Genomic DNA, 25,683 nt, shown 5'->3' with positions numbered 1-25,683 from the left:
GATCCTCACCGAATACGCCACCGCGCTCAAGCGCTCCCCGCTGGCCGACTCCAGCAAGTTAGAGCGACCTTGCGTCAGGCCGCCAGACCGACCGCGGGAAAGTCGATCTCGGCGAGTTCGGGATTGAACGCCGTCGGCTCGCACGCGATCTCGTCGGTGGCGTAGGCGCCGAAGCGGCGGATGTGGGCGCGCAGGTAGGGCGAGATCGCGCCGAGCTCCTCGGCGGTGATGGGCCGGCCCTCGGCGACCAGAGCGCGCACCACGTCCATCAGGTCCCAGGCATTGTGGAAGATCACCAGGTTCGCCAGCAGGGTGTTCATCTTGATCAGCTTCTCCTGCTCGTCGGGGTCGTTGTGGGCGATCACCCCGTTGTTGCCGAACCCGAGCCACTGGGAGAAACCGTTGCAGGACTCGACCTTGTTGGTCGCCGCCGTCACCCGCGAACGCAAGCCTGGATCCGCGAGATAGTGCAGCAGGGCGACGGTGCGCACGCTGCGGCCGACCTCCCGGAAGGCCTTGTAGATGCGGTTCTTACGGGAGTTGGAGCGCAGCCGCCGCATGAGCGTGGCCGAGCTCAGCCGGTTGGCGCTGATGGAGATGGCCACCTGCATCAGATCCCGCCAGTGGTGCTCGATCAGCTCCCAGCCGACCACACCTCGACCCCGGTCGCCGAACAGCGCGTCGATGTGCGGGTAGGCGGTCCGCTCGATCGACGTCACCGGCGAGTCCTTTCCGGCTTGATCGTCTCCAGAACCCGCACACCATAGCGACAGGTGATCACGGTGCGTCCCAGTGTTCGTCAAAACGTAATCAAGTCAGCGCAAACGGTTACACCTCAGGCATTGATAGGACCGCTGACCTGCAGCTGGCCCCTTTCCGGCTTACTTGGTCTGCCCCCCTGTGAACGGGGCTACGGGGGCGTGGGCCAGTGGATTTGAGCGAAAGATCGGGTGAAGGGAGATGTCGAGGCCGGGGGAGGGAGGCCATGTCCAGTGGCGCGGTACGAGTATCCGATGCCGGGGCTGGGGTCGAGGGTGAGGTCGGGCCCGGAGGTGGGGTCGAGGTCGTTCGCCGCCAACCGGTGCGGCGCCGTACCGGGGGGAAGGTCAAAAGCGCAGCGAGGGTGGGTGGAGTGGCCGGGGCCGTTTCTTTCGTGCGGCGCCGTACGGGGTGGAAGGTCAAAAGCGCGGCGAGGGTGATGGGGTGGCCGGGGGTCGCTTCTTCCGTGCGGGTCGGTGTCTCGTGGTCCGGGGGCGGTGCTCAGGAGGGGGCTGGTCGATGGGCGGGTGGGAAGGCCTGGTGAGGGGGCGGTGGTGGACCGGGCGAAGCAGGGCAGGCGCCGATGGGCCCCGGGAGCATCGGGGTTTTCCTTGATCTGTTGGGATTAGCGGTCCATAGCGCCGCTAATCCCAACAGATCAAGGAAAACCCCGCACCGCACTCTCTCCCACCCGCGCAGCGGGGAGCACTCCGTATGGCGCCGCGCGGATGGGTCGGTCCCGGGCCACTTCACCCACCTCTCGCTGCGCTTTTGATCTTCCACCCGGTACGGCGCCGCATGGAAGAAGCGGCCCCCGGCCACTCCACCCGCCCCTCGCCGCGCTTTTGACCTTCCCTCCGGTACGGCGCCGCACAGATGGACACCCCCTGGGGCGGAACGGAGGTGAACGGGCACCGGCACCGCCGCCCGTCACTGGCGGAACCCGTCCACCACATCCGTGGACGCAACTGGGAGGGAATGCAGGTGGCGATATAGGAGAGATAACGGGGCTGGTCGGAGGAGGGGGTTGGTTAGAGGGCAGGACTGGTTAGAGCGCTGCGCCGGTCAGAGGGTGGGGCTGGTTAAAGCATGAGGGAGCGCACCATTTCCACGGTGTCGGCCTGATCGGCGTTCTTGTCGGGGCGGTAACGGACCACCCGGGCGAAGCGGAGTGCCATGCCTCCGGGATAGCGGGGGGACTGCTGGACTCCGTCGAACGCGATCTCGACGACGAGCTCGGGGCGGACGACGACCGTCCAGCCGTCTGTGGGCCCCTCGGCGATTTCGAGGAAGCGTTCGGTCTGCCAGGCGAGCACCTCGTCGGTCAGGCCCTTGAAGGTCTTGCCGAGCATGACGAATCCGCCGGTCTGCGGGTCGCGGGCGCCCAGGTGCAGGTTGGACAGCCTGCCCTCACGGCGGCCGCTGCCCCACTCGGCGGCGAGGACGACCAGGTCGAGCGTGTGCCGTGGCTTCACCTTGATCCAGCCGGCGCCACGCCGTCCGGCGGCGTAGGGCGTCTGCAGCGACTTGACGACCACCCCCTCGTGACCGGCCCTGACGACGTCCTTGAAGAACGCCTCGCCGCTCGCGGCGTCGCCGGTGACCAGACGGGGGGTCACCAGCTCCGAGGGCACGGTCGCGGCCAGCGCCGCGTGGCGCACCTCGCCCGGCAGGTCGAGCAGATCGACGCCGTCCACCCGCAGGGCGTCGAAGAAGAACACGCGCAGCGGGGTCCTCTCGCGCACCCGGGCCACGTCGATGCGGCTGGACACGCGGCCGGAGGTGACCTGGAAGGGCTCGGGACGGCCGTCGGGGCGCAGCGCGATGACCTCGCCGTCCAGGACAAGGTCCTGGGAGGACAGGGCGCGGACTGCCTCGACCAGCTCGGGCACCTGGGCGGTGATGTCGTCGAGGGTCCGGGTGAAGACGCTCACCGCGTCGCCGGAGCGGTGAGCCTGGACCCGGACACCGTCGAGCTTCCACTCGATCGCGGCCGGCCCGCCGAGCTTGCCCAGGGCGGCGGCGACGGAGGTGGCGCTCTGGGCAAGCATCGGCGACACCGGCCGGCCGACCTCCAGATGGAAGGCCCGCAACGCGTTGACCCCGCCGCTCAGCGCGGCGGCGCCGACGGCCGGCAGCCAGCCGCGGAGGGTCAGTGCCCGCCGTACCTCGGCCGTCGGCACCGCGGACGCCTTCGCGATGGCCTCGATCATCACCCCGTCCAGCGCGCCCTGCCGGAGCTCGCTGCGGAGCAGCCGGGACAGGAAGGTCTGCTCCTGGCGGGTGAGCGCGGCGAACAGCTCGATGATCAGCGCCTTGCGCGCGGCCTGGGAACCGGGGCCCGCCTGGGCCTTGATGCGGTCGAGGAGGTCGTTGACCTGGCGCAGGGTGGCGGTGGCGGCCAGGCGCGGGTCGGGGGGATCCTGCAGGCCGGCCCAGCCCACGCCGATGTGGCGCTGCGGCAGCTCACCGGAGAGATAGGAGATGGCGATCTCCGCCTCGTCCGCGTCGACCCGGCCGAGCAGCTCCGCGAGATGGCCGATCTTCGCCAGCCTGGCGGAGTCGGCGGTCACGGCTGCGGAAGTGCGCGCAAGATCGATCAACAACACAAGGCTCAGCCTAAGAGCTGGGGGTGACATTCCGGGAGAGCGGACCCCGCTTTTCGGAGCGATCCGGCTCCGGGGGATCGGGCCGTCCCGCAGAGGGTGAGCGATCCGGCTCCGAGCGGGTCGCCTCGTGGCGGTGCAGTGATCGGGCTTCGGGAGATGGGCTGTTCCGTCGGGGTGGACCGATCCGGTTTCGGAGGGGGGCGTCACTTCGTGGTGGTGCAGTGATCGGGCTTCGGGGGACGGGCCCTCCGACGGTGGTCGAAGTGACCCGGCTTCGGGAACGGGCGTCGTGGCGCGCGGAGCGATCCGGCTCCGGCGATGGGCCACCCCATACAGCGGGGTGGCCCGTCACCGGGATGTCAGCTGACGCCGAGCAGGTCCACGACGAAGATGAGCGTCTCGCCCGGCTTGATGCGGGCACCCGCGCCGCGGCTGCCGTAGCCGAGGTGGGGCGGGATGGTGAGGCGGCGGCGGCCGCCGACCTTCATGCCCGCGACACCCTGGTCCCAGCCCGCGATGACCTGGCCGCCACCGAGCTGGAAGTCGAAGACGTCGCTGCGGTTCCACGAAGCGTCGAACTCCTCGCCGGTGGAGAAGGCGACGCCGACGTAGTGCACGCTGACCCGGTGGCCCGGCTTGGCCTCCTGGCCGTCTCCCTCGACGATGTCGACGATCTGCAACTCCGCGGGCGCGTCGCCCTCCGGGAAGTCGATCTCCGGCTTCTCCAGTGCCACGTGGTTCTCCTTGGTCGTATACGCGCCGGTCGATTTCCGACCGGCCGGACGACTCTACGGGGTCCGGCGGCCGTATGAGAGACAGAGGGACGTGACGGCCCCGGCGTCGTACTCTCAAGGAGATCCGTGGAGGTGGGATGCGCAAGCCGTACACCCCGGAGGAGATCCTCCTCACCGGGAAGGTCGCTGTCGTCACCGGGGCGGCCCGGGGGCTCGGGCGGGCGATCGCGGAGGCCCTGCGGGAGTTCGGGGCGGAGCTGGCGCTGTGCGACCGGCATCCGATCGACGGGTTCGACACGCTCACCATGACCATGGACGTGCGGGATCCGGCCGCGCTGGAGGTGTTCGCCCAGGCGGTGCGGGAGCGGTTCGGGCGGGTGGACGTGCTGGTCAACAATGCGGGCGGGACGTTCCATGCGGCCTTCGCCGAGACCTCCCCGCGGGGTGAGAGTGTGCTGATCGGGGAGAACTTCACGCAGGTGACCGCCATGATCAGGCGTTTTCTGCCGTTGATGCCGCCGGGGGCGTCGATTGTCAACGTCACCTCCAGCGAGGCGCACCAGGCCGCGCCCGGGTTCGCGGTCTACGCGGCGATGAAGGCAGCAGTGGAGAGCCTGACCCGCTCGCTCGCGCTGGAGCTGGCTCCACGCGGGATCCGGGTCAACGCCATCGCGCCCGACGCGCTGCCCACCGGTGGTGAGGAGAGCGTGCGCGCGCGCATGCTGGCGGACCCGCTCCCCTTCGAGCCGGTACGGCTGCCGCCGCTCGGTCATCTGGGCGATCCGGCGGAGGCGGGAGCCGCAGTGGTGTTCCTGGCGAGTGAGATGGCTGGTTTCGTCACCGGGACCACCCTGCACGTGGACGGCGGCATCCACGCCGCGGGTGGCTGGCGGCGCGCGGAGCCCTGACGGAGAAACGCTGGGGAGCGCTCTCTGAAAGAGAGGTTGACCGGAGCGGCCGGAGCTGTCAAGGCCCGGCGCCGGTGCCGCGAAATATGACCGCCTCGCGATGTTAACGTGACCTGCCTCCAGTGGGAGCGCTCCATCGATCTTGCAAATAGGCTATTGCACCCCTTTTGACCTGCGGAGATATATCACTCTCTTGGAGAGCGCTCTCCCCTTTCCGTGCCGGCAGGTAACGGCGATCGTTATCCGAGAGGTCGTTGACACTTAACTCCGGTGGCATCAATCTGCTCAGGGAGCGCTCTCTCCATGATCACTTATGAGGACCCTAGGAGGGTTCCATGCGCAAGCTACGCCACCGGTTCCTCGCCCCGATGGTCGCCGTTTCGGCGCTGGCCATGGGCCTCGCCGCCTGTGGCGGCGACAGCGGTGGCGCCACCGGAAGCGGTGCGACGGCCTCCCAGCCGGCGGAGAAGATCAAGCTGACCGTCGGGCTGTTCAGCGACTTCCACTACGCGCCGCTGTACGAGGAGTTCAAGAAGACCCACCCCAATGTGGAGATCGTGGAGCGCCGCGCGCAGTTCAACGACCACCACACCAACCTCATCACGCAGCTGACCACCGGCGCGGGCGCCGCGGACGTGGTCGCCGTCGAGGGCGGCTACATCGGCGCCTTCACGCCCGTGCCCGACAAGTTCCACAACCTCAAGGACTACGGCCTGGACAGGCGCCAGAGCGAGTACCTCGACTGGAAGTGGAAGCTGGGCGTCTCCAACGACGGCTCCTCGCTCATCGGCCTGGGCACCGACGTCGGCGGTCTGGCCATGTGCTACCGCCCCGACCTGTTCAAGAAGGCCGGCCTGCCCTCCGACCGCGACGAGGTGTCGGCGCTCTGGCCCACGTGGGACCAGTACGTCGAGACGGGCAAGAAGTTCGTCGCGGCCAAGGTGGCGGGCGCCAAGTTCACCGACGGCCCCGGCGAGCACTTCCGGGCCATGGTCGAGCAGGCCCCCGTCGGGTTCTACGACGACCAGTACAAGATCGTCGCGGGCGCCAACCCGGAGGTGCGCAAGGCCTACGACATGTCCGTGAAGATCATTGACGACGGCCTGTCGGCCAAGCTCGCCGCCTTCACGCCGCCGTGGAACACCGGGATCGCCAAGGGCACCTTCGCCACCATGGTCTGCCCGGCCTGGAAGACCGGCACGATCAAGGACCAGAAGCCCGGCGAGGGCGTCTGGGACATCGCCGCGGTGCCCGGCGGCGGCGGCAACCAGGGCGGCACTCATCTGATGCTGCCCAAGCAGGGCAAGCATCCCAAGGAGGCCGCCGAGCTGATCGACCTGCTGACCAACAAGGAGAGCCAGATCAAGCTCTTCAAGGAGGCCAGCGCGCTGCCCTCGCTGCCGGCTCTGTACGACGACCCCGCGGTGGCGGAGTTCGTCAACCCCTACTTCGGCAACGCGCCGATCGGCAAGATCTTCACCAGCGCCGCGAAGGCGCTCAAGCCGCAGCACGTGGGTCCCAAGGCCGGCGACGTTCTGAAGGCGTTCGACAACGGCCTGCAGCGGATCGAGCAGGGCAAGCAGAACGCCGAGGAGGCCTGGGCGCAGGCGCTGAAGGACGTCGGCAGGATCAAGTAGTCCGCGCTCCCGGCCGGCTGGTCCCGCACCGGCCGGCCGGCCGCTTCCCCTCCCCCCGGGCCTTCTGCTTCCCACCCACAACGGGCCGCCGGCCTCCCGCCCCCTACGAACCGACGAAACGCCGAAAGGAGCTGCCATGGCCACCCGGGCCCCCGATCGCCTGGCGGCGGTCCCACCGGACAGGCCGGTGCGACCTCGCCGCCGCCGCCACCGCCACCTGGTCCACCAGCTCGACGTCAAGGGCTCGCCGTACGCCTACGTGGCCCCGTTCTTCCTGCTGTTCTCCGCCTTCGGGCTGTTCCCCCTGGCCTACACCGCCTGGGTGAGCCTGCACGAGTGGACACTGCTGTCGGATGAGCAGACCTTCGTCGGCCTGGACAACTTCAGGACGCTGCTCGCCGACGACTACTTCTGGAACGCCACCTTCAACACCCTGTCCATCGGGGTGCTGTCCACCGCCCCCCAGCTGCTGCTGGCCATCTGGCTGGCCCACCTGCTCAACCGGCCGCTGCGGGCGCAGACCTTCTTCCGCATCACGCTGCTGCTGCCCAACGTGACCAGCGTGGTCGCGGTGGTGGTCATCTTCAGCCAGCTGTTCGGCCGGGACTTCGGCATGATCAACTGGATGCTGTCGTTGTTCGGGGTCGGGGGCGTCGCCTGGAACGAGGGGGTGATGACCTCCCACGCGGCCATCTCCGTCATGATCATGTGGCGGTGGACGGGCTACAACGCCCTGATCTTCCTGGCGGCCATGCAGGCCGTACCGCGCGAGCTGTACGAGGCGGCCACCATCGACGGCGCGAACGGGTTCACCCAGCTTCGCAAGATCACCATTCCGATGATCAGGCCCACGATCGTCTTCGTCGTCATCACCTCGACGATCGGTGCCATGCAGATCCTCGCCGAGCCGCTGCTGTTCGGCTCCTACAGCGTCTCCGGCGGACCCGACCGGCAGTACCAGACCCTCTCGCTGTTCATCTACGAGAATTTCACCAAGCTCGACTTCGGCTACGCCTCGGCCATCTCCTGGATGGTGTTCGTCTTCATCGTCCTGGTCGCGGGTGTCAACTACCTGCTCACCCGCCGCGCGAAGGGAGCACTGACGTGAGCGCCCGCCCCGCCGCCCCCACGGCCCGGCGCTCCGGCGCCGCCCGCAGGCTCACCTATCTCACGCTGGCGGCGGTGGCGTTCTTCTCGATGCTGCCGCTCTACTACAGCATCGTGGTGGCCTCCCGCGACAACGCGGCCCTGGCGGACGTCCCGCCGCCGCTGCTGCCCGGCGGCAACTTCTTCGCCAACGTCGCCCGCGTCTTCGACACCGTCCCCTTCGCCATGGCGATGGTCAACTCCGTCCTGGTCTCCGGCTCCGTCGCGCTCGCGGTGATGTTCTTCTCCACGCTGGCCGGGTTCGCCTTCGCCAAGCTGCGCTTCCGCGGCAGGAACGCCCTGCTCCTGCTCACCGTGGCGACCATGATGGTGCCGACCCAGCTCGGGATCATCCCGCTGTACATGCTGATGGTGAAGCTGGAGTGGACCGGCACCATGTACGCGCTGATCGTGCCCGCGCTCGTCAACGCGTTCGGCGTGTTCTTCATGACCCAGTACCTCTCCCGGGCGCTGCCGACCGAGCTGCTGGAGGCGGGCCGGGTCGACGGCTGCACCACCTGGGGCCTGTTCTGGCACGTCGTGCTCCCGGCCGCCCGCCCCGCGGCGGCGGTGCTCGGCATGCTCACCTTCATGTCGGTCTGGAACGACTACTTCTGGCCGCTGGTCGTCCTGACCCCGGAGGACCCGACGGTGCAGGTCGCACTGTCCACGCTGGCCAGCGGATACGTCAACGACTACGTACTCGGCCTGGCGGGCACCACACTCGGCACCCTGCCGCTGGTCGTGGTGTTCGCCCTGCTCGGCAAGCAGATCATCGGAGGAATCATGCAAGGAGCGGTAAAGGGATGACCATCGTCGGCATTCGGGGGGCGTCCATCACCCAGGGACGCGCGGACTTCCCCACCGGGTTCGTCTGGGGCGCGGCCACCGCGTCCTACCAGATCGAGGGCGCGGTCAAGGAGGACGGCAGGCAGCCCTCGATCTGGGACACCTTCTCCGGCACGCCGGGCAAGGTAGCCGGGGGCGACACCGGCGACGTGGCCTGCGAGCACTACTTCCACTACGCCGACGACGTCCGGCTGATGAGCGATCTGGGCCTGCACGCCTACCGCTTCTCCGTCGCCTGGCCCCGCGTCCAGCCCGACGGCACCGGTCCGGTCAACCCCCGGGGCCTGGACTTCTACAGCCGCCTGGTCGACAAGCTGCTGGAAGCCGGGATAACGCCGTACGCCACCCTCTACCACTGGGACCTGCCCCAGTCCCTGGAGGACGCCGGCGGCTGGCCCGAGCGGGACACCGCCCACCGGTTCGCCGACTACGCGCGGGCCGTACACGAGCGGCTGGGGGACCGGGTCCGGCACTGGACCACCCTCAACGAGCCGTGGGTGTCGGCCTTCCTCGGCTACGGCAACGGGGTGCACGCGCCGGGCAGGAAGGATCCCGCCGCTGCCCTGCGCGCGGCCCACCATCTGCTGCTGGGACACGGGCTGGCGACGCAGGCACTCCGCGCCGGGGGAGCCGAGGAGATCACGCTGGTGCTCAACCTCGCACCGGTGATCACCCCGGCGCAGGTGGGCGATCCCGCGGCCGGGCCGTCACCGGCGGACGCCGAGGCGGTGAACCGGATCGACACCCTCCTCACCCGGCAGTTCCTCGACCCCGCGCTGCGCGGGCGGTATCCCGCGGAGCTGCTGGAGATCGTCGAGCGCAACGGCGGCCTCGCCCACATCCGCGACGGCGACCTCACGACCATCAACCAGCCGATCGAGACGATCGGCATCAACTACTACAACCCGTGCGTGGTCGAGTCCGGGCCCGGCGAGGCCGCCGACGCGGCGTGGCCGGGCAGCGAGGACGTCCGCTTCTGCGCGGTCGACGCGCCGGTCACCGCGATGGGCTGGCCGATCGTGCCCAACGGGCTGTCCCGCCTGCTGGTACGGCTGGCCGACGACTATCCCGAGGTCGGCCTGATCGTCACCGAGAACGGCGCCGCCTTCGACGACGTCGTGGAGGACGGCCGGGTCCACGACACCGGCAGGACCGGCTATCTGGACGGCCATCTGCGCGCCGTGCACGCCGCGATCGCCGCGGGCGCGGACGTGCGGGGCTATCTGGTCTGGTCGCTGCTGGATAATTTCGAATGGGCCGAGGGATACCGGCGTAGGTTCGGCATCGTGCACGTCGACTTCGCCACCCAGCGGCGCCTGCTCAAGGACAGCGCGCTGTGGTATCGCGAGGTCATCAAGCGGAACGGACTGCGGGGGAACTAGATGAGACGACCCACCTTGGAGGCGGTCGCCGCCCGTGCCGGGGTGTCCCGGTCGACCGTCTCCCGGGTGGTGAACGGTCAGACCACGGTGACCCCGGACATCCGCGACGTGGTGATGCGGGCGGTGAACGAGCTGGGCTACGTCCCCAACGGGGCGGCCCGCAACCTGGTCACCCAGCGGACCAACTCGGTCGCGCTGGTCGTCTCGGAACCCCCGAACCGGGTCTTCTCCGACGACCCGATGTTCTCCACCGTGATCCGCTCGGCCTCCATCGAGCTGGAGGCCGTCAACATGCAGGTCGTGCTCTTGCTGGCCGGGTCGCAGGAGAGCCACGCCCGCGTGGAGACCTACGTCGCCGGCGGCCACGTGGACGGTGTCATGCTCGTGTCGAGCCACGGCGCCGACCCGCTGCCCGTCGCGCTCACCCGGCTGCGCGTCCCGGTCGTCTCCTACGGCAGGCCGGCGGTGCCGGTCGCCATGCCGTACGTGGACAGCGACAACGTGGGCGGCGCCGCCGCCGCCGTGCGTCACCTGCTGGAGCGGGGGAGACGGCGGATCGCCACGATCGCCGGGCCGCTGGACATGATCGGCGGCCAGGACCGGCTCGCCGGCTACCGCGACGTGCTCCGCGACTCCGACCGCCGCTCCATCATCGCGGTCGGCGACTTCACCCGGGAGTCCGGCGCGGTCGCGATGCGCCAGCTCCTGGCCGACGACCCCGAACTGGACGCGGTGTTCGCCGCCAACGACCTGATGGCGATCGGCGCCATGCACGCGCTGCGCCAGGCGGGCCGCCGCATCCCCGACGACGTCGCCGTCGTCGGCTACGACGACATCGAGGCGGCCCGCTACACCGACCCGCCGCTCACCACCATCCACAACCCGCACGCGGAGCAGGCCGCCGCCATGGTCCGCCTGCTGCTCGGCCTCCTGGAGGGCGGCCCCGCCGACCCGTTCATCGTGTCCACGGAGCTCGTCGTCAGGACCTCCTCGTAGACTCCCGCACCACCAGCTCGGTGGGGAGCACCACCGGCGTCCTGTCCTCCGGGTTGAGCACCATGCGCGCCAGCCGCCGCCCCATCTCCACGGTCGGCTGCCGGACGGTGGTCAGCGGGGGCTCGGCGTAGGCCGCGGCCGGGATGTCGTCGAAGCCGACGACGGCGACGTCGCCGGGGACCGCCCGGCCCGCTCGGCCCAGCGTCCGCAGCGCGCCCAGCGCCATCAGGTCGTTGGCCACGAACACCGCGTCCAGGTCCGGATCGTCGGCCAGGAGCTGGCGCATCGCGACCGCGCCGGACTCCCGGGTGAAGTCGCCGACCGCGACGATGGAGCGGCGGTCGGAGTCGCGCAGGACGTCGCGGTAGCCGGCGAGCCGGTCGATCCCGGCGATCATGTCCTGTGGCCCCGCGATGGTCGCGATCCGGCGCCGGCCCTGCTCCACCAGGTGCCGGACAGCCCGCTCGGCGCCGCCGATGTTGTCCATGTCCACGTACGGCAGGTCGCCGGGCACGCCGGGCCGGCCGCCGCAGACCACCGGCACACCCCGCCGGGTCAGGATCCCCGGCAGCGGGTCGGTCCCGTGCATCGAGGCGACGATCACGCCGTCCACGTGCCCGTTGGTGGCGTAGCGCTCGACCCGGTGGTAGCTCCCGTCAGGTCCGGTGAGCATCAGCACGAGCTGCTTGTCGGCCTCCTCGATCTCCAGGCTGACCCCCGGATGATCCCGGCGAAGGTCGGGTCGTCGGAGAAGACGCGTGTCGCGGGCTCGGGGAAGACCAGGGCGATCGAGTCGGCCCGCTGGGTGACCAGGCTCCGCGCGGCCTGGTTGGGGACGTAGCCGAGCTCCTCCACGGCGCGGTTGACCGCCTCGCGGATCTGCGGCGCCACCCGGGTGGAGCCGTTGACGACCCGCGAGGCGGTCGCCCGGGACACTCCCGCCCGGGCGGCCACCTTCTCCAGAGTCGGCCGGGCTCTCACAGCCCGTTCCGGCGGACGACATCGCGGTACCACAGTGCGCTGTCCTTCGGGGTGCGGTTCTGGGTGGCGTAGTCGACGTGAACGACGCCGAACCGCTTGTCGTAGCCCTCGGCCCACTCGAAGTTGTCCAGCAGCGACCAGACGAGATAGCCGCGCAGGTCGGCGCCCGCCTCGATGGCGGCGTGGGCGGCGCGCAGGTGCCCGTCGAGGTAGGACACCCGGCCCGCGTCGTGGACCCGGCCGTCCTCCAGGACGTCGTCGAAGGCCGCGCCGTTCTCGGTGATGATCAGCGGGGTGCCGGGGTAGTCCCGCGACAGCCGTACCAGGAGGTCGGTCAGCCCGAACGGCTGGACCGGCCAGCCCATCGCGGTCCTGGGCACGTCGGGGCGGGGGAAGGCGATCCCCTCGCTGCCCGGGTAGACCGGGTTGGCGGGCTCGCCGGGGCGGGCGGCCACGGTCTGCGGGTGGTAGTAGTTCACGCCCAGCAGGTCGACCGGCTGGCTGATGATCTCCAGGTCGCCGTCCTCGACGAAGGACCAGTCGGTGAAGCGGCCGGCCCGTTCCACCACGTCGGCGGGGTACTCCCCGCGCAGCACCGGGTCCAGGAAGATCCGGTTCTGCAGGCCGTCCACGATGGACGCCGCCTCGGCGTCGTCGCCGAGCACCGGTGCGAGGTTGAGCGTGATGCCGATCCGGCCGGCGCCCGCCGCGCGCAGCGCCTTGACCGCCAGCCCGTGGCCGAGCAGCAGGTGGTGGGTGGCGGCGAAGCCCAGGCCGGGCTCGCTGCGGCCCGGCGCGTGGATGCCCGAGGCGTAGCCGAGGAAGGCCGAGCACCAGGGCTCGTTCAGGGTCGTCCACGTCTCGACCCGATCACCCAGCCGCGCGTGTACGATCGCGGCGTATTCGGCGAACCGTTCGGCGGTCTCCCGGTTGGTCCAGCCGCCCCGGTCCTCCAGGGGCTGCGGCAGGTCCCAGTGGTAGAGCGTCACGATCGGGGTGACACCGGTCCCGTGCAGCTCGTCCACCAGGCGGTCGTAGAAGTCCAGGCCGCGCGGGTTGGCCGGACCGGTGCCGTCGGGCTGGATGCGAGGCCAGGAGATGGAGAAGCGGTAGGCGTGCAGGCCCAGGTCGCCCATGAGGCGGACGTCGTCGGGGTAGCGGTGGTAGTGGTCGCAGGCCACGTCGCCGGTGTGCCCGGCGTGCACCTTGCCGGGAGTCCGGGAGAAGGTGTCCCAGATGGAGGGACCCCTGCCGTCCTCCCGAGCCGCGCCCTCGATCTGGTAGGCCGCGGTGGCGGCGCCCCAGACGAAGCCCTCGGGGAACCTCAGCACGCCGGAGTCCTCCAGGACGTAGGACTGTTCGGCGGACATGGTCATGTGCTCACCGCTCCATTCTGTTCCGAGTCGTGTGAGAGCGCTCTCACGAGCATCACGGTTGTCTGAGTTGCCTGTCAAGAAAAATGGGACTGTAACCGTAGTATCACAGTTATTGACATCGGGGAGGGGGCAGACAATTCTTCCAGAGAGCGCTCTCACACTTCCCGGCAACTGCATATGGAGGAAGGTTCATGTCGCTCCCCTCACGGGCCGGCCGCGTCACCCTGGTGGCGGGCACCATCGGACTGGCGCTGGCCGTCACCGCCTGCGGATCCACGGAGCCCAAGCCATCGGCGAGCGGAGGCGGCAGCACCTCGGCCGAATGCGCGGCCTTCAGCAAGTACGGCAAGCACGACGGCAAGACCGTCAGCATCTACTCCCCGATCCGCGACGCCGAGGCCGACCTGTTCCAGGAGGCGTGGAAGCCGTTCGCTAAGTGCACGGGGATGAAGATCACTTATGAGGGCACCGGTGAGTTCGAGGCCCAGATCCAGGTGCGCGCGGATGGCGGCAACCCGCCGGACATCGCCTTCTTCCCGCAGCCGGGCCTGCTGGAGCGTTTCGCCAAGGCCGGCAAGCTCAAGCCCGCCTCGGCCGAGGTGAAGAAGCTGACCGACGAGGGCTGGTCGCCCGACTGGGCCAAGTACTCCACCGTCGACGGCACCTTCTACGGCGCGCCGCTGGGTGCCAGCGTGAAGTCCTTCGTCTGGTACTCGCCGAAGATGTTCAAGGAGAAGGGCTGGGCCGTCCCCACGACCTGGGACGAGCTGATGACGCTCTCCGGCACGATCGCCGGCTCCGGCGTCAAGCCGTGGTGCGCGGGCATCGAGTCCGGTGACGCGACCGGATGGCCGGCCACGGACTGGATCGAGGACATCCTGCTCCGCGAGATCGGCCCCGAGGGCTACGACGACTGGGTGGGCCACAAGCTCGCCTTCAACGACCCCAAGGTCGTCGCGGCGGTGGACAAGGTCGGTGCGATCCTCAAGAACGACAAGTTCGTCAACGGCGGCTACGGGCCGGTGAAGTCGATCGCCAGCACCGCCTTCCAGGAGGGCGGCGTCCCGATCACGCAGGGCAAGTGCGCGCTGCACCGCCAGGCGTCCTTCTACGCCAACTTCTGGCCCGAGGGCACGAAGGTGGCCGAGGACGGCGACGTGTTCGCCTTCTACCTGCCGGGCAACGACCCGTCCAAGAAGCCGGTCCTCGGCGCGGGCGAGTTCGTGGCGGCCTTCACCGACCGTCCCGAGGTCCAGGCCGTGCAGGCCTACCTCGCCTCCGCGGAGTTCCCCAACACCCGGATGAAGCTGGGGACCTACGTCTCCGCGCGCAAGGGCGTCGATCCCGCCAACGCGCAGAACCCCATCGACAAGCTCTCCATCGAGATGCTGCAGGACCCGGAGACGGTCTTCCGCTTCGACGGCTCGGACCTGATGCCGGCCGCAGTCGGCGCCGGCACCTTCTGGAAGGGCATGACCGACTGGATCAACGGCAAGGACACCAAGACGGTCCTCGACTACATCGAAGCCTCCTGGCCTAAGTCCTGATATTTACCTGTATGTCCGGTCCCGTGTAGTCTGCGGGGCCGGACATGGCGCCCCCCTCGGCACGATCTTTTCCGGGAGTTCCCTCCGATGGACTTCGACTTCGCCGCCGAACAGCCCAAACTCGTTCAACTGCTGATCGGCGTCGCCGCGTTCCTCGTGGTGGTCGCGGTGATCCTGCTGCTGGTCGACCGCGCCCCGATGCGGCGGCGGGCCTGGCCCCACGCGACGATCCTGCTCCTGCCCGCCGTCGCCCTCCTCGGAATCGGCCTGGTGGTGCCCGCCGTACGGACGACCTTGCTGTCGTTCATGAGCGGCGACGGCCTGAACTGGGTGGGCCTGGACAACTACGCCTGGATGTTCACCCAGCCCGAGGCCCTGACCGTGTTGCGCAACACGCTCATCTGGGTCCTGCTCGTGCCGCTGCTGGTGACCACGGTCGGGCTGGTCTACGCGGTCCTGGTGGACCGCACCCGCTTCGAGTCGCTCGCCAAGTCGCTGGTGTTCCTGCCGATGGCGATCTCGTTCGTCGGCGCGGGCATCATCTGGCGGTTCGTCTACGCCTACCGCGCCGAGGACCAGGACCAGATCGGCCTGCTCAACCAGCTCGTGGTGAGCATGGGCGGCGAACCCCAGCAGTGGCTTCAGGAGCCGCCGCTGAACACGCTGTTCCTGATCGTGGTGATGGTCTGGATCCAGGCGGGCTTCGCCACCGTGGTGCTCTCCGCCGCGATCAAGGGGATCCCGGCGGAGATCATCGAGGCCGCCCGGCTGGACGGGGCGAGCCCGACGCAGATGTTCTTCCGGGTGACGCTGCCCTCCATCCGCTCGGCGGTGATCGTGGTGCTGGTCACCCAGTCGATCGGCACCCTGAAGCTGTTCGACATCGTCCGCACGATGACCGGCGGCCAGTTCGACACCAGCGTCATCGCCAACGAGATGTACAACCAGGCGTTCCGCTACGGCGAGACTGGCAAGGGCGCGGCACTCGCGGTCTTCCTGTTCGTCCTGGTGACGCCCATCGTGATCTACCAGATCCGCCAGCGCCGGGAGGTCCGGTGAACGGGCGGACAGGGCGAGCAGGCAGGCACGGCGTTACGGGAACGTCTCCGACGAAGGAGTCCGCGTGACCACATTGACCGAGACCGTGGCGCGGACCAGGGCCGTCACGGCCCCCCAGCGGGTCCGCCGGCGGCTGACCAGCCGGGTCGCCAGCGCCGTGGCGATCGTCATCGCCGTCCTGTGGACCACTCCGACCTTCGGCCTGCTGCTGTCCTCGCTGCGCCCGGAGGACCAGATCAAGTCCACCGGGTGGTGGACGTTCTTCTCCGATCCGCAGCTCACGCTGGAGAACTACCAGGAGGTGCTGTTCGGCACCTCCTCGTCCTCCGGCCAGATGATGAGCTTCCTGATCAACTCGATCGTCATCACGATCCCCTCGGTGCTCCTGCCGCTGGCCCTGGCCACCTTCGCCGCCTACGCGCTGGCCTGGCTGCCGTTCCGGGGGCGTGAGTGGATCTACATCGGCATCTTCGCGCTCCAGATCGTGCCGCTGCAGATGGCCCTGGTCCCGCTGCTGTCGTTCTTCTCCCAGGGCGTGGACGTCTTCGGCGTCCAGGTGCTGCCCGGCTGGGACCTGGAAGGGCCCGCCCGCTTCGTCCAGGTCTGGTTCGCGCACACCTGCTTCGCGCTGCCGCTGGGCATCTTCCTGATCCACAACTTCATGTCCGAGCTGCCGGGCGAGCTCATGGAGGCCGCCCGCGTGGACGGCGCCACCCACGGCGCGATCCTGCGCAAGCTGGTCCTGCCCCTGGTCGGGCCCGCGCTCGCCACCTTCGGCATCTTCCAGTTCCTCTGGGTCTGGAACGACCTGCTGGTGGCCCTGATCTTCGCCGGCGGCACCGCGGAGACCGCCCCCATGACGGTACGGCTGGCACAGATGGCCGGCACCAAGGGCAACGAGTGGCAGCGCCTGACCTCGGGCGCGTTCGTCTCGGTGATCATCCCGCTGGCCGTCTTCCTGTCGATGCAGCGCTACTTCGTCCGGGGCCTGCTCGCGGGCAGCGTCAAGGGCTGAGCACGCCCGATGCCCCCAGGCCCGCCCGGGGCCGGCGGCCGGGCCTGGGGACATCGGGCGGCGTGCGCGGGGCCGGCCGGTCAGGCGCGGCGGTCCGGCGCGGCGGGCTCGGCGGTGGCGTGGTGGCCGGGCGCGGAGGGTGTCGTGACGGCGTGGTGGTCGGGGGCCGTGGGCTGCGCGGCGGCCGGATCGTAGAGGCCGGCGGATGGCGGAACCTCGACCACCATCGTGTCGGCGGGACCGGGGGCCCCTTCCATGACGGCGCGGGCGTGGTCGAGGTGGGAGGCCGCGACCAGCACGTCGTAGCGGCCGGCGACGATCGCGCTGCGTGAGGCGAAGTCCCGCTTGCCGCCGGTGAAGAAGTGGTTGATGAACCCGAAGGCCGCTCCCATCACGGCGCCCCAGAGCGCCGCCCAGAGCACGAGCACGATGAACGACATCGTGGTCGAGGTGAACAGCCCGAGGAACATCCCCACCACAGCGCCGAAGACGGCACCGCTCCCCGCCCCGGTGAGCGCGGCGCGTCCGTTGGTCATCCTGCCGGTGACGGTCTCCTCCAGCTTCAGGTCGCTGCCGACGATCGCCACGTGCTCGACGGGGAAGCCCGCGTCGGAGAGCGAGTCCACGGCTCGCTGCGCGGCCAGGTAGTTGTCGTAGCCGACCAGCACTCTCCGGTCGACGACGACCTGGGTGGCCGGGGGGGTGGCCAGGGGGGTGGGGAGTTCTGCCATGTCCGTTCGCCTTCCCGTGCGTAGAGGGGGATCCGGCCTGGCGACTACCCTGCCCCCCGTCGACAATGCGCGATCGCGGGCGAGACCTTGTGTCCGCGGAGGACATGCAATACTTTCAAACGAAAAGTTTTCTGACGAAAGCGGACATAGGGCGACAAACCGCCCTGTCACTGTTAAGGTTCTTTAGGGAAAGACGCCGTCGGTGGGCGGCGGTACGGGTCGTCCGGCGCCAGGTCCGCGAAAGAACCTGGATCGCCCTCCTCCCCATGGCTGAAGCCCGGGGTCTCCACACTCAAGGAGATTCGATGATCGCATTCATCGTGATGATCGAAGCAATGCTCGCGCTCGCAGGACTGATGGCACTGTGCCGTCTCACCCGCTACACGGGCAGGCGGCCGCTGTACCTGCACGACCGCCGTGACCGTCGCGCCCACCTGGCGGGAGTGCGAAGGCGGCACTGACCGCCCCGTGACCGGCCGGGCCGGGCGCGCGAGCGCGTTCACGGCGGGGACGGGCCGCAGGCGGCGGCGCCGTGGGACGCCACCGCCGGGCGGGGACTACCAGCTCTGGTGGAGCGGCATGCCCTCGGTGTAGCCGGACGAGCTCTGGATGCCGACCACCGCGCGCTCGTGGAACTCCTCCAGCGTGGAGGCGCCCGCGTAGGTGCACGAGGAGCGCAGGCCGGCCACGATGGCGTCGATCTGGTCCTCGACGCTGGGCCGTGCCGGGTCGAGATACATCCGCGAGGTGGAGATGCCCTCCTCGAACAGCGCCTTGCGTGCCCGGTCGAAGGGGGAGTCCTCGGCGGTGCGCAGCTTCACGGCGCGGGCCGAGGCCATGCCGAAGTTCTCCTTGTACTTGCGCCCGTCGGGGGCGGTGCGGGTGTCACCGGGAGACTCGTAGGTCCCGGCGAACCAGGAGCCGACCATCACGTTGGCGGCTCCGGCGGCCAGGGCGAGGGCCACGTCGCGCGGGTGCCGGACGCCGCCGTCGGCCCACACGTGGCGGCCGAGGCGGCGGGCCTCGGCCGAGCACTCCAGCACCGCGGAGAACTGGGGACGGCCGACGCCGGTCATCATCCGGGTGGTGCACATGGCGCCCGGCCCGACGCCGACCTTGAGGATGTCCGCCCCGGCCTCGGCCAGGTCGCGCACGCCCTCGGCGGTGACGACGTTGCCCGCCGCGATCGGCACGCCCGGGTCGAGCGCCCTGATCGACCTCAGCGCGCCGATCATCTTCTCCTGGTGGCCGTGGGCGGTGTCCACCACCAGGCAGTCCACCCCGGCTCCGAGCAGATCCTTGGCCTTGGCGACCACGTCGCCGTTGACGCCGACGGCGGCGGCGACCCGCAGCCTGCCGGAGGCGTCGAGCGCGGGCCTGTACAGCGTGGCCCGCAGCGCGCCCGTCCTGGTCAGGATGCCGACGAGGCGGCCGTCGTCGTCGACGATCGGGGCGAGCCGGTGGCGGCCCCCGTGGAGCCGGTCGAACGCCTCGCGCGGGTCGAGTCCGGCGGGCAGGGTGAGCAGGTGGTCGGACATGACCTGGGAGAGCTGCGTGTACATGTCCACGCCGCCGCAGTCGCCCTCGGTGACCACGCCGATCGGGCGGTTCTCCCAGTCGACGATGATGATCGCGCCGTGCGCCCGCTTGGGCAGCAGGTTGAGGGCCTCGCCGACGGTGTCGTGCGGGGTGAGCGTGAGCGGTGTGTCGTGGACCAGGTCACGCGCCTTGACCCAGCTCACCACGTTCGAGACGACGTCGATCGGGATGTCCTGCGGGATGACGGCGATGCCGCCGCGCCGGGCGACGGTCTCGGCCATGCGGCGCCCCGCGACCGCCGTCATGTTGGCGACGACGAGCGGGATGGTGGTGCCGGTGCCGTCGTTGGTCGACAGGTCGACGGCGAGCCGGGACCCGATGGAGGATCGCGACGGAACCATGAACACGTCGCTGTAGGTCAGGTCGTAGGCCGGTGCCATCTCATTGAGAAACTTCACGTTCGTCCACCTTATCCGGTGAATAGTCCAAGGTGAGCGTTCCCTGTTTTGGGGTTTCCCAAGAGGATTCACCAGTCAGGGAGGGCACTAAGATCCCATTTGCGTGAATTTAACGGGGTGGCCATGAGGAGGCGCTGTGATCGTTGTTGATCGGCCCGAGATGATTGTCGTAGGCCATGCCGTACGGACCTCGAACGCCGACGAGGCCGAACCGGGCAGGGGGCGGCTGGGCGCGCTGTGGGCGCGGGCGGGGGCTCCCGGAGCGTTCGCGCACGTCCCCGGCCGGGTGGACGAGAACATCTACGCGGTGCTGACCGACTACGAGAGCGATCACCACGGCTCCTACACGCAGATCGTCGGGGTGGCCGTCCGCACCGCCGCCGCGCTGCCCGAGGGCATGGTCGCGGTCCGGGTGCCCGGCGTCCAGTCGCTGAAGCTGGAGGCCCGCGGGCCGATGCCGGGGGCGCTCCTGGAGGCCTGGCAGCGGCTGTGGAAGCACACCGAGTCCGGTGGCACCCCGCCCCGCGCCTTCACCACCGACCTGGAGGTCCACCACCCGGCGGGCGCCGACCTCTACGTGGCGGTCTTCCCGTCGATGGGCTGACCCTTCCCCGACCGGCCGGGCGCCCGGCCGCTCCGGCCGTCCTCGTCCTCGCCGCCGCGGCCCTCTCCGTCGTCCAGGTCGTCCTCGTCGTCCGGCGGCGGGTCGGACATCTGCCAGCCCGCCATGAGCGACGGCAGGATGACGTGCGTCGCGATCACGCCGAACACGAGCATGACGATCGCCGCCGCCGGGATCTGCACGACCGTTTCGCCCCTGGGCATGGCGACCGAGAGCAGCACGCCGAGCACGACGAGGGTCACCGTGGTGCCCCGGTGGGCGTTGGCCTGGATCTTCCGGCGCTCGCGGGACTGGCGTTCGTCGAGGTGGCGTTCGGCCAGGCCGATCACCCCGCGGGTGGCCCCGACCAGCGCCGAGTAGACCACGACGTAGATCACGAACGCGGCGCCCGTCAGGGCGAAGGTGGTCCACATCGCGGTCGTGCTCGGCGCCAGGTAGTAGCAGACGATCGCGCTGATCCAGATCAGCCCGGCGGACGCGGCACCCACCCCGACGAGGATCCGGCGGCGCCCGCGGGTGGCGTACCAGGATCGCGGGGGCCAGTCGCGGTAGCGGGCCTCCAGCTGCCCGGGGGTCAGCTCGCCCATCACCTCACCTCACCTCACTGCCAAGCCGGGGAAACGGTCTCAGGGAGAACACGATCTCCACCGGCACCTCGAAATACTCGGCGATGCGCAGGGCGAGGAACAGGCTCGGGCTGTACTGGCCCCGCTCCAGATAGCCGATCGTCTGATAGTGGACACCCAGGGCGGCGGCCAGATCCTTGCGCGAGACGCCGCGCTCGGCTCTCAGCACCGAGATCCGGTTGTGTACGTCTTCGGCGGACATCGCAACGCTCTCCCGGGGTCAGGAGGCCTGCGCCGCCAGCCGGCGCTCGGCGAGCCGGGACCCGGACTCGCGGCGGGTGACGCGGCGGATCAGCCCCGGCGCCAGCAGCATACCGGCGACGGCCCACGTCGCGAGCGCGCCGGCCACCCAGGGCAGGCGCCAGCTCCCGCCGATCTCGGCGGCGAGCATGGCGTCGGGCATGAACGCCGCCCGCAGGCCGAGTCCCTGCCAGTAGAGCGGGAAGGCCTGGGAGATCCACTGGACGACCTCGGGCATGAACGTGACGGGGACCATGACCCCCGAGGTGACCATCAGGACCATCATCGGCAGTCCCAGCAGGCCCGCCGCGGCCTTCGGCCCGGGGACCAGGCAGCCGATGACCGCCCCCAGCGGCACCACGGCGACGGTGCCCAGCAGCAGCACCCACGCCAGGGTCAGCCAGTCGCGGGGCGGTGCGATCCCGCCCATGGCGACGCCGGCGCCCACGATCAGCACGCTCTGCACGGCGATCTGGCACAGGACCGTCACCGCCCGCCCGGTGAGGTAGGCCGGGATGCCGCCGGGGATGGTCCGCAGCCGCAGCAGCGTCCCCTCCTCGCGGTCGGTGGCGATCGCCATCGGGAGGGTCATCAGGCCGTTGGAGAAGACGGTGAAGGCCAGGAACCCGACCGTCATGAACGTGCCCTGGGAGACGCCCGTCTCCCCGACCCGGCCGTCGCCGATCCAGAGCAGCAGCAGGGCGAAGACGCCGACCGTGCCGATCAGGGTGGTGAGCAGCTCCTTGCGGTCCTTGACCAGGTGCAGGTGCTCCCTCCAGCCCCGGCGCAGGCCGATACGGAGTGACTTGACGTTCATGCGGCCCTCCCGATGAGGCTCAGGTAGTTCTCCTCCAGCGACGGGCGCCGGATCTCCAGGCCGGGGACCGGGCCCTCGAACCTGTGGTGCAGCTCCCACGCCACCAGGGACGGGTCCGGCGTGGTCACGACCCGCTCCAGGCCGTCCTCCAGCCAGCGGACGCGCGACTGCGCCTGTACGGCCTCCGCCAGCTCCGACGGGGTCCCGCACACGGCGATCTCCCCGCCGACCAGGATCGCGGTCCGGTGCGCCAGCTTCTCGGCCTCGGCGAGGTCGTGCGTGGTCAGCAGCACCGTGATGCCCTCGTCGGCGGCGAGCTTCTCGATCAGCAGGTGGAACTCCCGGCGCGCCTCCGGGTCGAACCCGGTCGTCGGCTCGTCGAGGAACAGCAGCTCAGGGCGGCCCACGATGCCCAGCGCGACGTCCAGCCTGCGGCGCTGGCCGCCGGACAGGCGGCTGGCCCGCTGCCCGGCCTGCGCGGTCAGGCCGAGCGCGGCCAGCAGCTCGTCGGGGTCGCGGGGGTCGTCGTAGAACTCGCCGAGATGGGCCAGGAGGTCCCTGGCGCCCCACCGGGGATGGTCGCGCCAGCTCTGCAGCACGATCCCGAGCCTGGCCCGCCACGCCTCGGTGCCCCGCTCGGGGTCCACCCCCAGCACGCTCACCTCGCCGGCCGACCGGTTCCTGAAGCCCTCAAGGATCTCGATCGTGGTGGTCTTGCCCGCCCCGTTGGGACCGAGCAGCGTGAAGATCTCGCCACGCCCTATCTCGAGGTCGACGCCTCGGAGCACCTCGGCCGCGCCGTAGTTCATCCGCAGGCCGTGGACGCTCACTGCAGTATCCATATGTAGGAATGTAGTAGGTCTACTACATTTTGAGCAAACCTCACTACGAAAAGCGGTACACCTGAGATAGGTGTACCGCTCCTGACCTGGGAGGATCAGAGATCGGACGGGGGCCGGCCGGGCCCGTCCGCGGGGCCGGTGCTCAGCGCGGCTCCAGGATCACGGGGAAGGAGGTGACGCCCCTGACGAAGGCGTTGGGCAGGATGCGGGGGCCCAGGTCGTCGGCCCGGACCGCCGAGCCGACCCGGCGGACGAACTCCTCGAAGAAGATCCGCAGCTCCAGCCGGGCCAGCGCGGCGCCGAGGCAGAAATGGGTGCCGAGGCCGAAGGCGATGTGGCCTCCGGGCGCGCGGGTGACGTCGAAGACGCCGGGGTCGTCGAAGACCGACGGATCCCGGTTGGCGGAGCCGTACATCAGCAGGACCTGCTGGCCCTCGGAGATCTCCTGACCCTGCAGGACGGTGTCCCGGGTGGCGGTCCGGCACATGTTGAGGATCGGGGTGGTCCAGCGGATGAACTCCTCGACCGCGTCGCCGATCAGCGCCGGGTTCTCCCGCAGCCTCTGCCACTGGAGGGGATGCTCGATCAGCGCGTCGATCGCGGTGGCGATGACGGTCCTGGTGGTCTCGGCGCCGCCGTCCAGCAGCAGCAGCGCCTCGTTGGCCAGGTGGTCGTCGTCGTAGCCGGGCTGCCGGCTCCAGATCGAGACCAGGTCGTCGTGCGGGCATCCGCGCCGCTCGGCCGCCAGGTCCAGCACGGCGAGCGCGAACTCGCCGGCCGCGACGGCGGCCTCGTGGGTGACGTATCGCAGGCCGCCCCCGGCCGCGATCGTCGTCTCCGACCAGCGGACCAGCTCCGGCCAGCGCTCGTCGGGGAAGCCCAGCAGCCAGCCGATCATCCGGCCCGGCAGCGGGGCGGCCAGCGCCGGGACGGCGTCCACGGCGCGCCTGTCCAGGGCGTCGTCGATGAGCTCGGTGACCACGGCCCGGATCCGGTCGGTGTATCTCTCCGCCACGTAGCGGGGAGTGAAGCGCTTGTAGACCAGGCGGCGGCGCTCGGCGTGCTCGGGGTCGTCCACCCCGATCATCGACGGGTCGCTGGGGAGCTGCGGGCGGTAACCGCCGGCGTTGGACCAGAGCTTCGGGGCCCGCTCGATCGCCGAGACGTCGGCGTGCCGGGAGACGCCCCACAGGCCGTTGCCCGCGTCGAAGTGGACCGGCGCGTGCTCGCGCAGCCAGGCGTAGACCCGCCAGGGGTCGCCGGCGTACATGTCGCCGTCGAGCAGGTCGATCCCGGCCGGGTCGAGCGCCGGTGCCGAGGCACGCGGTACGGCCTGCCGGTCCTCCTCGGGGAAGGGGGCGTTCATCGGCACCTCCCGGCCGGGCGCGGCGCGGGGCGGGCGACGCCGACGGCCGTCGCGGCGCGAATGACGAGATCATGCATGGTCAGCTCCGGAACATCGGGGGACTGCGGGGCGTTCGCGTCAGGTCACGGCGGGTCCTTCCATCAGGCGAGCACTCCCGCCGCGCGCAACTTGGCGGCGGCCTCGTCGGACAGGCCCCAGGAGGACAGGTCCGCCAGCCGGGTCGCGGGGGAGAGGTCCTGCCCGGCCGTGCCGAGCAGGCGCGGCGCGGGCGCGGGCTGCCGGACGCCGCCGACCTCGACGAAGGCGCCGCGGGCCCTGTTGTGCGGGTGGCCGGCGGCCTCGGCCATGTCCAGCACGGGGGAGACGCACGCGTCCGACCCCTCGAACACCGTCTCCCACTCGGCGCGGGTCCTGGACCTGAACGCCTCGGCCAGCCGCTCGCGCAGCGCGGGCCACTGGGACCTGTCGCCCCGGTCGGGCAGGTCCTCCAGGCCCATCAGCGTGACCATCTCCGTCCAGAACTGCGGCTCCAGTGCGCCGACCGCGAGGAACTTGCCGTCGGAGGTCTCGTAGGTGTCGTACATGGGCGCGCCGGTGTCGAGCAGGTTGGTCCCGCGCGGGCCCCAGAAGCCGCTCTGGACCCCGTGGTAGAACATGGCGAACAGCGTCGCCGCCCCGTCGACCATGGCCGCGTCGATCACCCTGCCCTCGCCGGTCCGCTCCCGCTCGATGAGCGCCAGCAGCACGCCGTACGCCAGCATGAGGCCGCCGCCCGCGAAGTCGCCGAGGATGTTGATCGGCGGGGTGGGCCGGTCGCCCTCGCGGCCCAGCATCGACAGGACGCCGGAGATCGCGATGTAGTCGATGTCGTGCCCGGCGGTCGGCGCCAGCGGGCCCTCCTGGCCCCAGCCGGTCATCCGCCCGTAGATCAGGCGCGGGTTGACCTCGTGCAGGTCGGCGGGGCCGATGCCGAGCCGCTCGGCGACCCCCGGCCGGAAGACCTCGATGACCACGTCCGCGCTCCGGACCAGCTCCTTGAACGCGGCCACGCCCTCGGGCGACTTCAGGTCCAGGCCGACCGTCCGCTTGCCCCGGTCCATCACGTCGGCGCGCGGGGTGTCTCCCGCCGCGGCGACGGTGGCGACGCGCTCCACCCGCAGCACCTCGGCGCCGTGGTCGGCCAGCATCATCCCGGCGAACGGCCCGGGGGCCAGCCCCGCCAGCTCCAGCACGCGGACTCCGGCCAGCGGGCCCTTCCTGGTCACGCGCTCCATCGATATCTCCTCGGATGCGGTCTCGACTCTAGCCGGGCACGGCTCGCACAAGCAAGCGCTTGGTAATAGCCGGCCTTACCCAGAGCCAAGTAGAACAACATTCGGCTTTCTGTGGCAAGACATCCGGCGTGAAGCCGCGTGGTGCTTGGGTGTTATGGGAAACTTGCGCG

The 25,683-nt window shown here is 70.2% G+C and carries 22 protein-coding genes and 2 pseudogenes; 11 read left to right on the top strand and 13 right to left on the bottom strand.

The window, feature by feature from the left end:
- Positions 1-74: 74 nt before the first annotated feature.
- The 3 genes and pseudogenes from SROS_RS34590 to SROS_RS34580 all read right to left on the bottom strand — a co-directional run.
- Positions 75-695, bottom strand: a pseudogene (locus SROS_RS34590) (Tn3 family transposase); the annotation flags it as partial.
- A 1,146-nt stretch (positions 696-1,841) separates the two neighbouring features.
- Positions 1,842-3,368, bottom strand: coding sequence for an ATP-dependent DNA ligase (locus SROS_RS34585; RefSeq protein WP_012893600.1), 1,527 nt, complete (start codon positions 3,366-3,368; stop codon positions 1,842-1,844).
- Between the two features lie 359 nt (positions 3,369-3,727).
- On the bottom strand, positions 3,728-4,102 hold the full coding sequence (locus SROS_RS34580) for an FKBP-type peptidyl-prolyl cis-trans isomerase (RefSeq protein ID WP_012893599.1): 375 nt from the start codon (positions 4,100-4,102) through the stop codon (positions 3,728-3,730).
- A gap of 137 nt (positions 4,103-4,239) precedes the next feature.
- Here SROS_RS34580 and SROS_RS34575 point away from each other — a divergent pair, with 137 nt between their 5' ends.
- The 6 genes from SROS_RS34575 to SROS_RS34550 all read left to right on the top strand — a co-directional run bounded on the left by SROS_RS34575 (position 4,240) and on the right by SROS_RS34550 (position 11,020).
- On the top strand, positions 4,240-5,010 hold the full coding sequence (locus SROS_RS34575; protein ID WP_012893598.1) for an SDR family NAD(P)-dependent oxidoreductase: 771 nt from the start codon (positions 4,240-4,242) through the stop codon (positions 5,008-5,010).
- Between the two features lie 335 nt (positions 5,011-5,345).
- The gene (locus SROS_RS34570) at positions 5,346-6,647 is read left to right on the top strand and encodes an ABC transporter substrate-binding protein (protein ID WP_012893597.1); all 1,302 of its coding nucleotides are present in this window, start codon (positions 5,346-5,348) and stop codon (positions 6,645-6,647) included.
- 136 nt (positions 6,648-6,783) lie between these two features.
- Positions 6,784-7,755 (top strand): carbohydrate ABC transporter permease, encoded by a 972-nt coding sequence (locus tag SROS_RS34565; protein WP_012893596.1) that lies wholly within the window; start codon positions 6,784-6,786, stop codon positions 7,753-7,755.
- Entirely contained in the window at positions 7,752-8,603 is an 852-nt protein-coding gene (locus SROS_RS34560; protein WP_012893595.1) for a carbohydrate ABC transporter permease, read from the top strand. The genes SROS_RS34565 and SROS_RS34560 overlap by 4 nt, the downstream gene beginning before the upstream one ends.
- The gene (locus SROS_RS34555) at positions 8,600-10,024 is read left to right on the top strand and encodes a GH1 family beta-glucosidase (RefSeq protein WP_012893594.1); all 1,425 of its coding nucleotides are present in this window, start codon (positions 8,600-8,602) and stop codon (positions 10,022-10,024) included. Before SROS_RS34560 ends, SROS_RS34555 begins: the two co-directional genes overlap by 4 nt.
- Positions 10,025-11,020, top strand: a complete 996-nt coding sequence (locus SROS_RS34550; protein WP_012893593.1) for a LacI family DNA-binding transcriptional regulator — start codon at positions 10,025-10,027, stop codon at positions 11,018-11,020. It abuts the gene before it with no gap.
- Here the strand turns inward: SROS_RS34550 and SROS_RS34545 are convergent.
- Both SROS_RS34545 and SROS_RS34540 read right to left on the bottom strand, forming a co-directional pair.
- A pseudogene (locus SROS_RS34545) lies at positions 11,004-12,001 on the bottom strand (LacI family DNA-binding transcriptional regulator). The gene SROS_RS34550 and the pseudogene SROS_RS34545 sit on opposite strands and share 17 nt — an antisense overlap.
- On the bottom strand, positions 11,998-13,377 hold the full coding sequence (locus SROS_RS34540; RefSeq protein ID WP_012893592.1) for a GH1 family beta-glucosidase: 1,380 nt from the start codon (positions 13,375-13,377) through the stop codon (positions 11,998-12,000). The pseudogene SROS_RS34545 and the gene SROS_RS34540 overlap by 4 nt, the downstream one beginning before the upstream one ends.
- A 191-nt stretch (positions 13,378-13,568) precedes the next feature.
- On the opposite strand from SROS_RS34540, the gene SROS_RS34535 reads away from it, so the two are divergent.
- The 3 genes from SROS_RS34535 to SROS_RS34525 all read left to right on the top strand — a co-directional run bounded on the left by SROS_RS34535 (position 13,569) and on the right by SROS_RS34525 (position 16,998).
- The gene (locus tag SROS_RS34535) at positions 13,569-14,924 is read left to right on the top strand and encodes an ABC transporter substrate-binding protein (protein WP_012893591.1); all 1,356 of its coding nucleotides are present in this window, start codon (positions 13,569-13,571) and stop codon (positions 14,922-14,924) included.
- A gap of 87 nt (positions 14,925-15,011) precedes the next feature.
- Entirely contained in the window at positions 15,012-15,983 is a 972-nt protein-coding gene (locus SROS_RS34530) for a carbohydrate ABC transporter permease (protein WP_012893590.1), read from the top strand.
- A 64-nt stretch (positions 15,984-16,047) separates the two neighbouring features.
- Positions 16,048-16,998 (top strand): carbohydrate ABC transporter permease, encoded by a 951-nt coding sequence (locus SROS_RS34525; protein ID WP_012893589.1) that lies wholly within the window; start codon positions 16,048-16,050, stop codon positions 16,996-16,998.
- 80 nt (positions 16,999-17,078) lie between these two features.
- Here SROS_RS34525 and SROS_RS34520 read toward each other — a convergent pair whose 3' ends face one another.
- Complete coding sequence (locus SROS_RS34520; protein WP_012893588.1) at positions 17,079-17,729, bottom strand: YflT domain-containing protein; 651 nt, start codon at positions 17,727-17,729, stop codon at positions 17,079-17,081.
- 305 nt (positions 17,730-18,034) lie between these two features.
- Here SROS_RS34520 and SROS_RS51375 point away from each other — a divergent pair, with 305 nt between their 5' ends.
- On the top strand, positions 18,035-18,190 hold the full coding sequence (locus SROS_RS51375) for a hypothetical protein (protein WP_012893587.1): 156 nt from the start codon (positions 18,035-18,037) through the stop codon (positions 18,188-18,190).
- A gap of 96 nt (positions 18,191-18,286) precedes the next feature.
- Here SROS_RS51375 and SROS_RS34515 read toward each other — a convergent pair whose 3' ends face one another.
- A complete protein-coding gene (locus tag SROS_RS34515; protein ID WP_012893586.1) occupies positions 18,287-19,726 on the bottom strand; it encodes a GuaB1 family IMP dehydrogenase-related protein in 1,440 nt (479 codons plus the stop codon).
- Positions 19,727-19,862: 136 nt separating this feature from the next.
- On the opposite strand from SROS_RS34515, the gene SROS_RS34510 reads away from it, so the two are divergent.
- Complete coding sequence (locus SROS_RS34510; protein WP_012893585.1) at positions 19,863-20,330, top strand: GyrI-like domain-containing protein; 468 nt, start codon at positions 19,863-19,865, stop codon at positions 20,328-20,330.
- On the opposite strand, the gene SROS_RS34505 is transcribed toward SROS_RS34510, so the two are convergent.
- From SROS_RS34505 to SROS_RS34480, 6 genes are all read right to left on the bottom strand, one after another.
- Positions 20,300-20,935, bottom strand: a complete 636-nt coding sequence (locus SROS_RS34505) for a hypothetical protein (RefSeq protein ID WP_012893584.1) — start codon at positions 20,933-20,935, stop codon at positions 20,300-20,302. The two genes, SROS_RS34510 and SROS_RS34505, sit on opposite strands and share 31 nt — an antisense overlap.
- Positions 20,936-20,939: 4 nt before the next feature.
- Positions 20,940-21,176 carry a helix-turn-helix transcriptional regulator gene (locus SROS_RS34500; RefSeq protein ID WP_012893583.1) on the bottom strand — a complete coding sequence of 79 codons (237 nt, stop codon included), beginning with the start codon at positions 21,174-21,176 and terminating at the stop codon, positions 20,940-20,942.
- 18 nt (positions 21,177-21,194) lie between these two features.
- Positions 21,195-22,031, bottom strand: a complete 837-nt coding sequence (locus tag SROS_RS34495; RefSeq protein WP_012893582.1) for an ABC transporter permease — start codon at positions 22,029-22,031, stop codon at positions 21,195-21,197.
- Positions 22,028-22,873 (bottom strand): ABC transporter ATP-binding protein, encoded by an 846-nt coding sequence (locus SROS_RS34490; RefSeq protein WP_012893581.1) that lies wholly within the window; start codon positions 22,871-22,873, stop codon positions 22,028-22,030. Before SROS_RS34490 ends, SROS_RS34495 begins: the two co-directional genes overlap by 4 nt.
- Positions 22,874-23,015: 142 nt before the next feature.
- On the bottom strand, positions 23,016-24,239 hold the full coding sequence (locus tag SROS_RS34485) for a cytochrome P450 (RefSeq protein WP_012893580.1): 1,224 nt from the start codon (positions 24,237-24,239) through the stop codon (positions 23,016-23,018).
- A 140-nt stretch (positions 24,240-24,379) separates the two neighbouring features.
- Positions 24,380-25,513, bottom strand: coding sequence for a CaiB/BaiF CoA transferase family protein (locus tag SROS_RS34480; protein ID WP_012893579.1), 1,134 nt, complete (start codon positions 25,511-25,513; stop codon positions 24,380-24,382).
- Positions 25,514-25,683 lie beyond the last annotated feature (170 nt).

This window comes from Streptosporangium roseum DSM 43021, assembly GCF_000024865.1.
In the GTDB taxonomy this organism is placed as follows: domain Bacteria; phylum Actinomycetota; class Actinomycetes; order Streptosporangiales; family Streptosporangiaceae; genus Streptosporangium; species Streptosporangium roseum.
Note: the sequence above shows the minus strand (reverse complement) of the source record. Positions and strands in the feature narration are given on the sequence as shown.

Coding starts and splice junctions, on each gene's coding strand:
- SROS_RS34575 (WP_012893598.1), top strand. CDS start 4,240: ATGCGCAAGCCGTACACCCCGGAGGAGATCCTCCTCACCGGGAAGGTC.
- SROS_RS34505 (WP_012893584.1), bottom strand. CDS start 20,935: ATGGGCGAGCTGACCCCCGGGCAGCTGGAGGCCCGCTACCGCGACTGG.
- SROS_RS34570 (WP_012893597.1), top strand. CDS start 5,346: ATGCGCAAGCTACGCCACCGGTTCCTCGCCCCGATGGTCGCCGTTTCG.
- SROS_RS34555 (WP_012893594.1), top strand. CDS start 8,600: ATGACCATCGTCGGCATTCGGGGGGCGTCCATCACCCAGGGACGCGCG.
- SROS_RS34530 (WP_012893590.1), top strand. CDS start 15,012: ATGGACTTCGACTTCGCCGCCGAACAGCCCAAACTCGTTCAACTGCTG.
- SROS_RS34480 (WP_012893579.1), bottom strand. CDS start 25,513: ATGGAGCGCGTGACCAGGAAGGGCCCGCTGGCCGGAGTCCGCGTGCTG.
- SROS_RS51375 (WP_012893587.1), top strand. CDS start 18,035: ATGATCGCATTCATCGTGATGATCGAAGCAATGCTCGCGCTCGCAGGA.
- SROS_RS34540 (WP_012893592.1), bottom strand. CDS start 13,377: ATGACCATGTCCGCCGAACAGTCCTACGTCCTGGAGGACTCCGGCGTG.
- SROS_RS34565 (WP_012893596.1), top strand. CDS start 6,784: ATGGCCACCCGGGCCCCCGATCGCCTGGCGGCGGTCCCACCGGACAGG.
- SROS_RS34535 (WP_012893591.1), top strand. CDS start 13,569: ATGTCGCTCCCCTCACGGGCCGGCCGCGTCACCCTGGTGGCGGGCACC.
- SROS_RS34550 (WP_012893593.1), top strand. CDS start 10,025: ATGAGACGACCCACCTTGGAGGCGGTCGCCGCCCGTGCCGGGGTGTCC.
- SROS_RS34490 (WP_012893581.1), bottom strand. CDS start 22,873: ATGGATACTGCAGTGAGCGTCCACGGCCTGCGGATGAACTACGGCGCG.
- SROS_RS34485 (WP_012893580.1), bottom strand. CDS start 24,239: ATGAACGCCCCCTTCCCCGAGGAGGACCGGCAGGCCGTACCGCGTGCC.
- SROS_RS34520 (WP_012893588.1), bottom strand. CDS start 17,729: ATGGCAGAACTCCCCACCCCCCTGGCCACCCCCCCGGCCACCCAGGTC.
- SROS_RS34500 (WP_012893583.1), bottom strand. CDS start 21,176: ATGTCCGCCGAAGACGTACACAACCGGATCTCGGTGCTGAGAGCCGAG.
- SROS_RS34495 (WP_012893582.1), bottom strand. CDS start 22,031: ATGAACGTCAAGTCACTCCGTATCGGCCTGCGCCGGGGCTGGAGGGAG.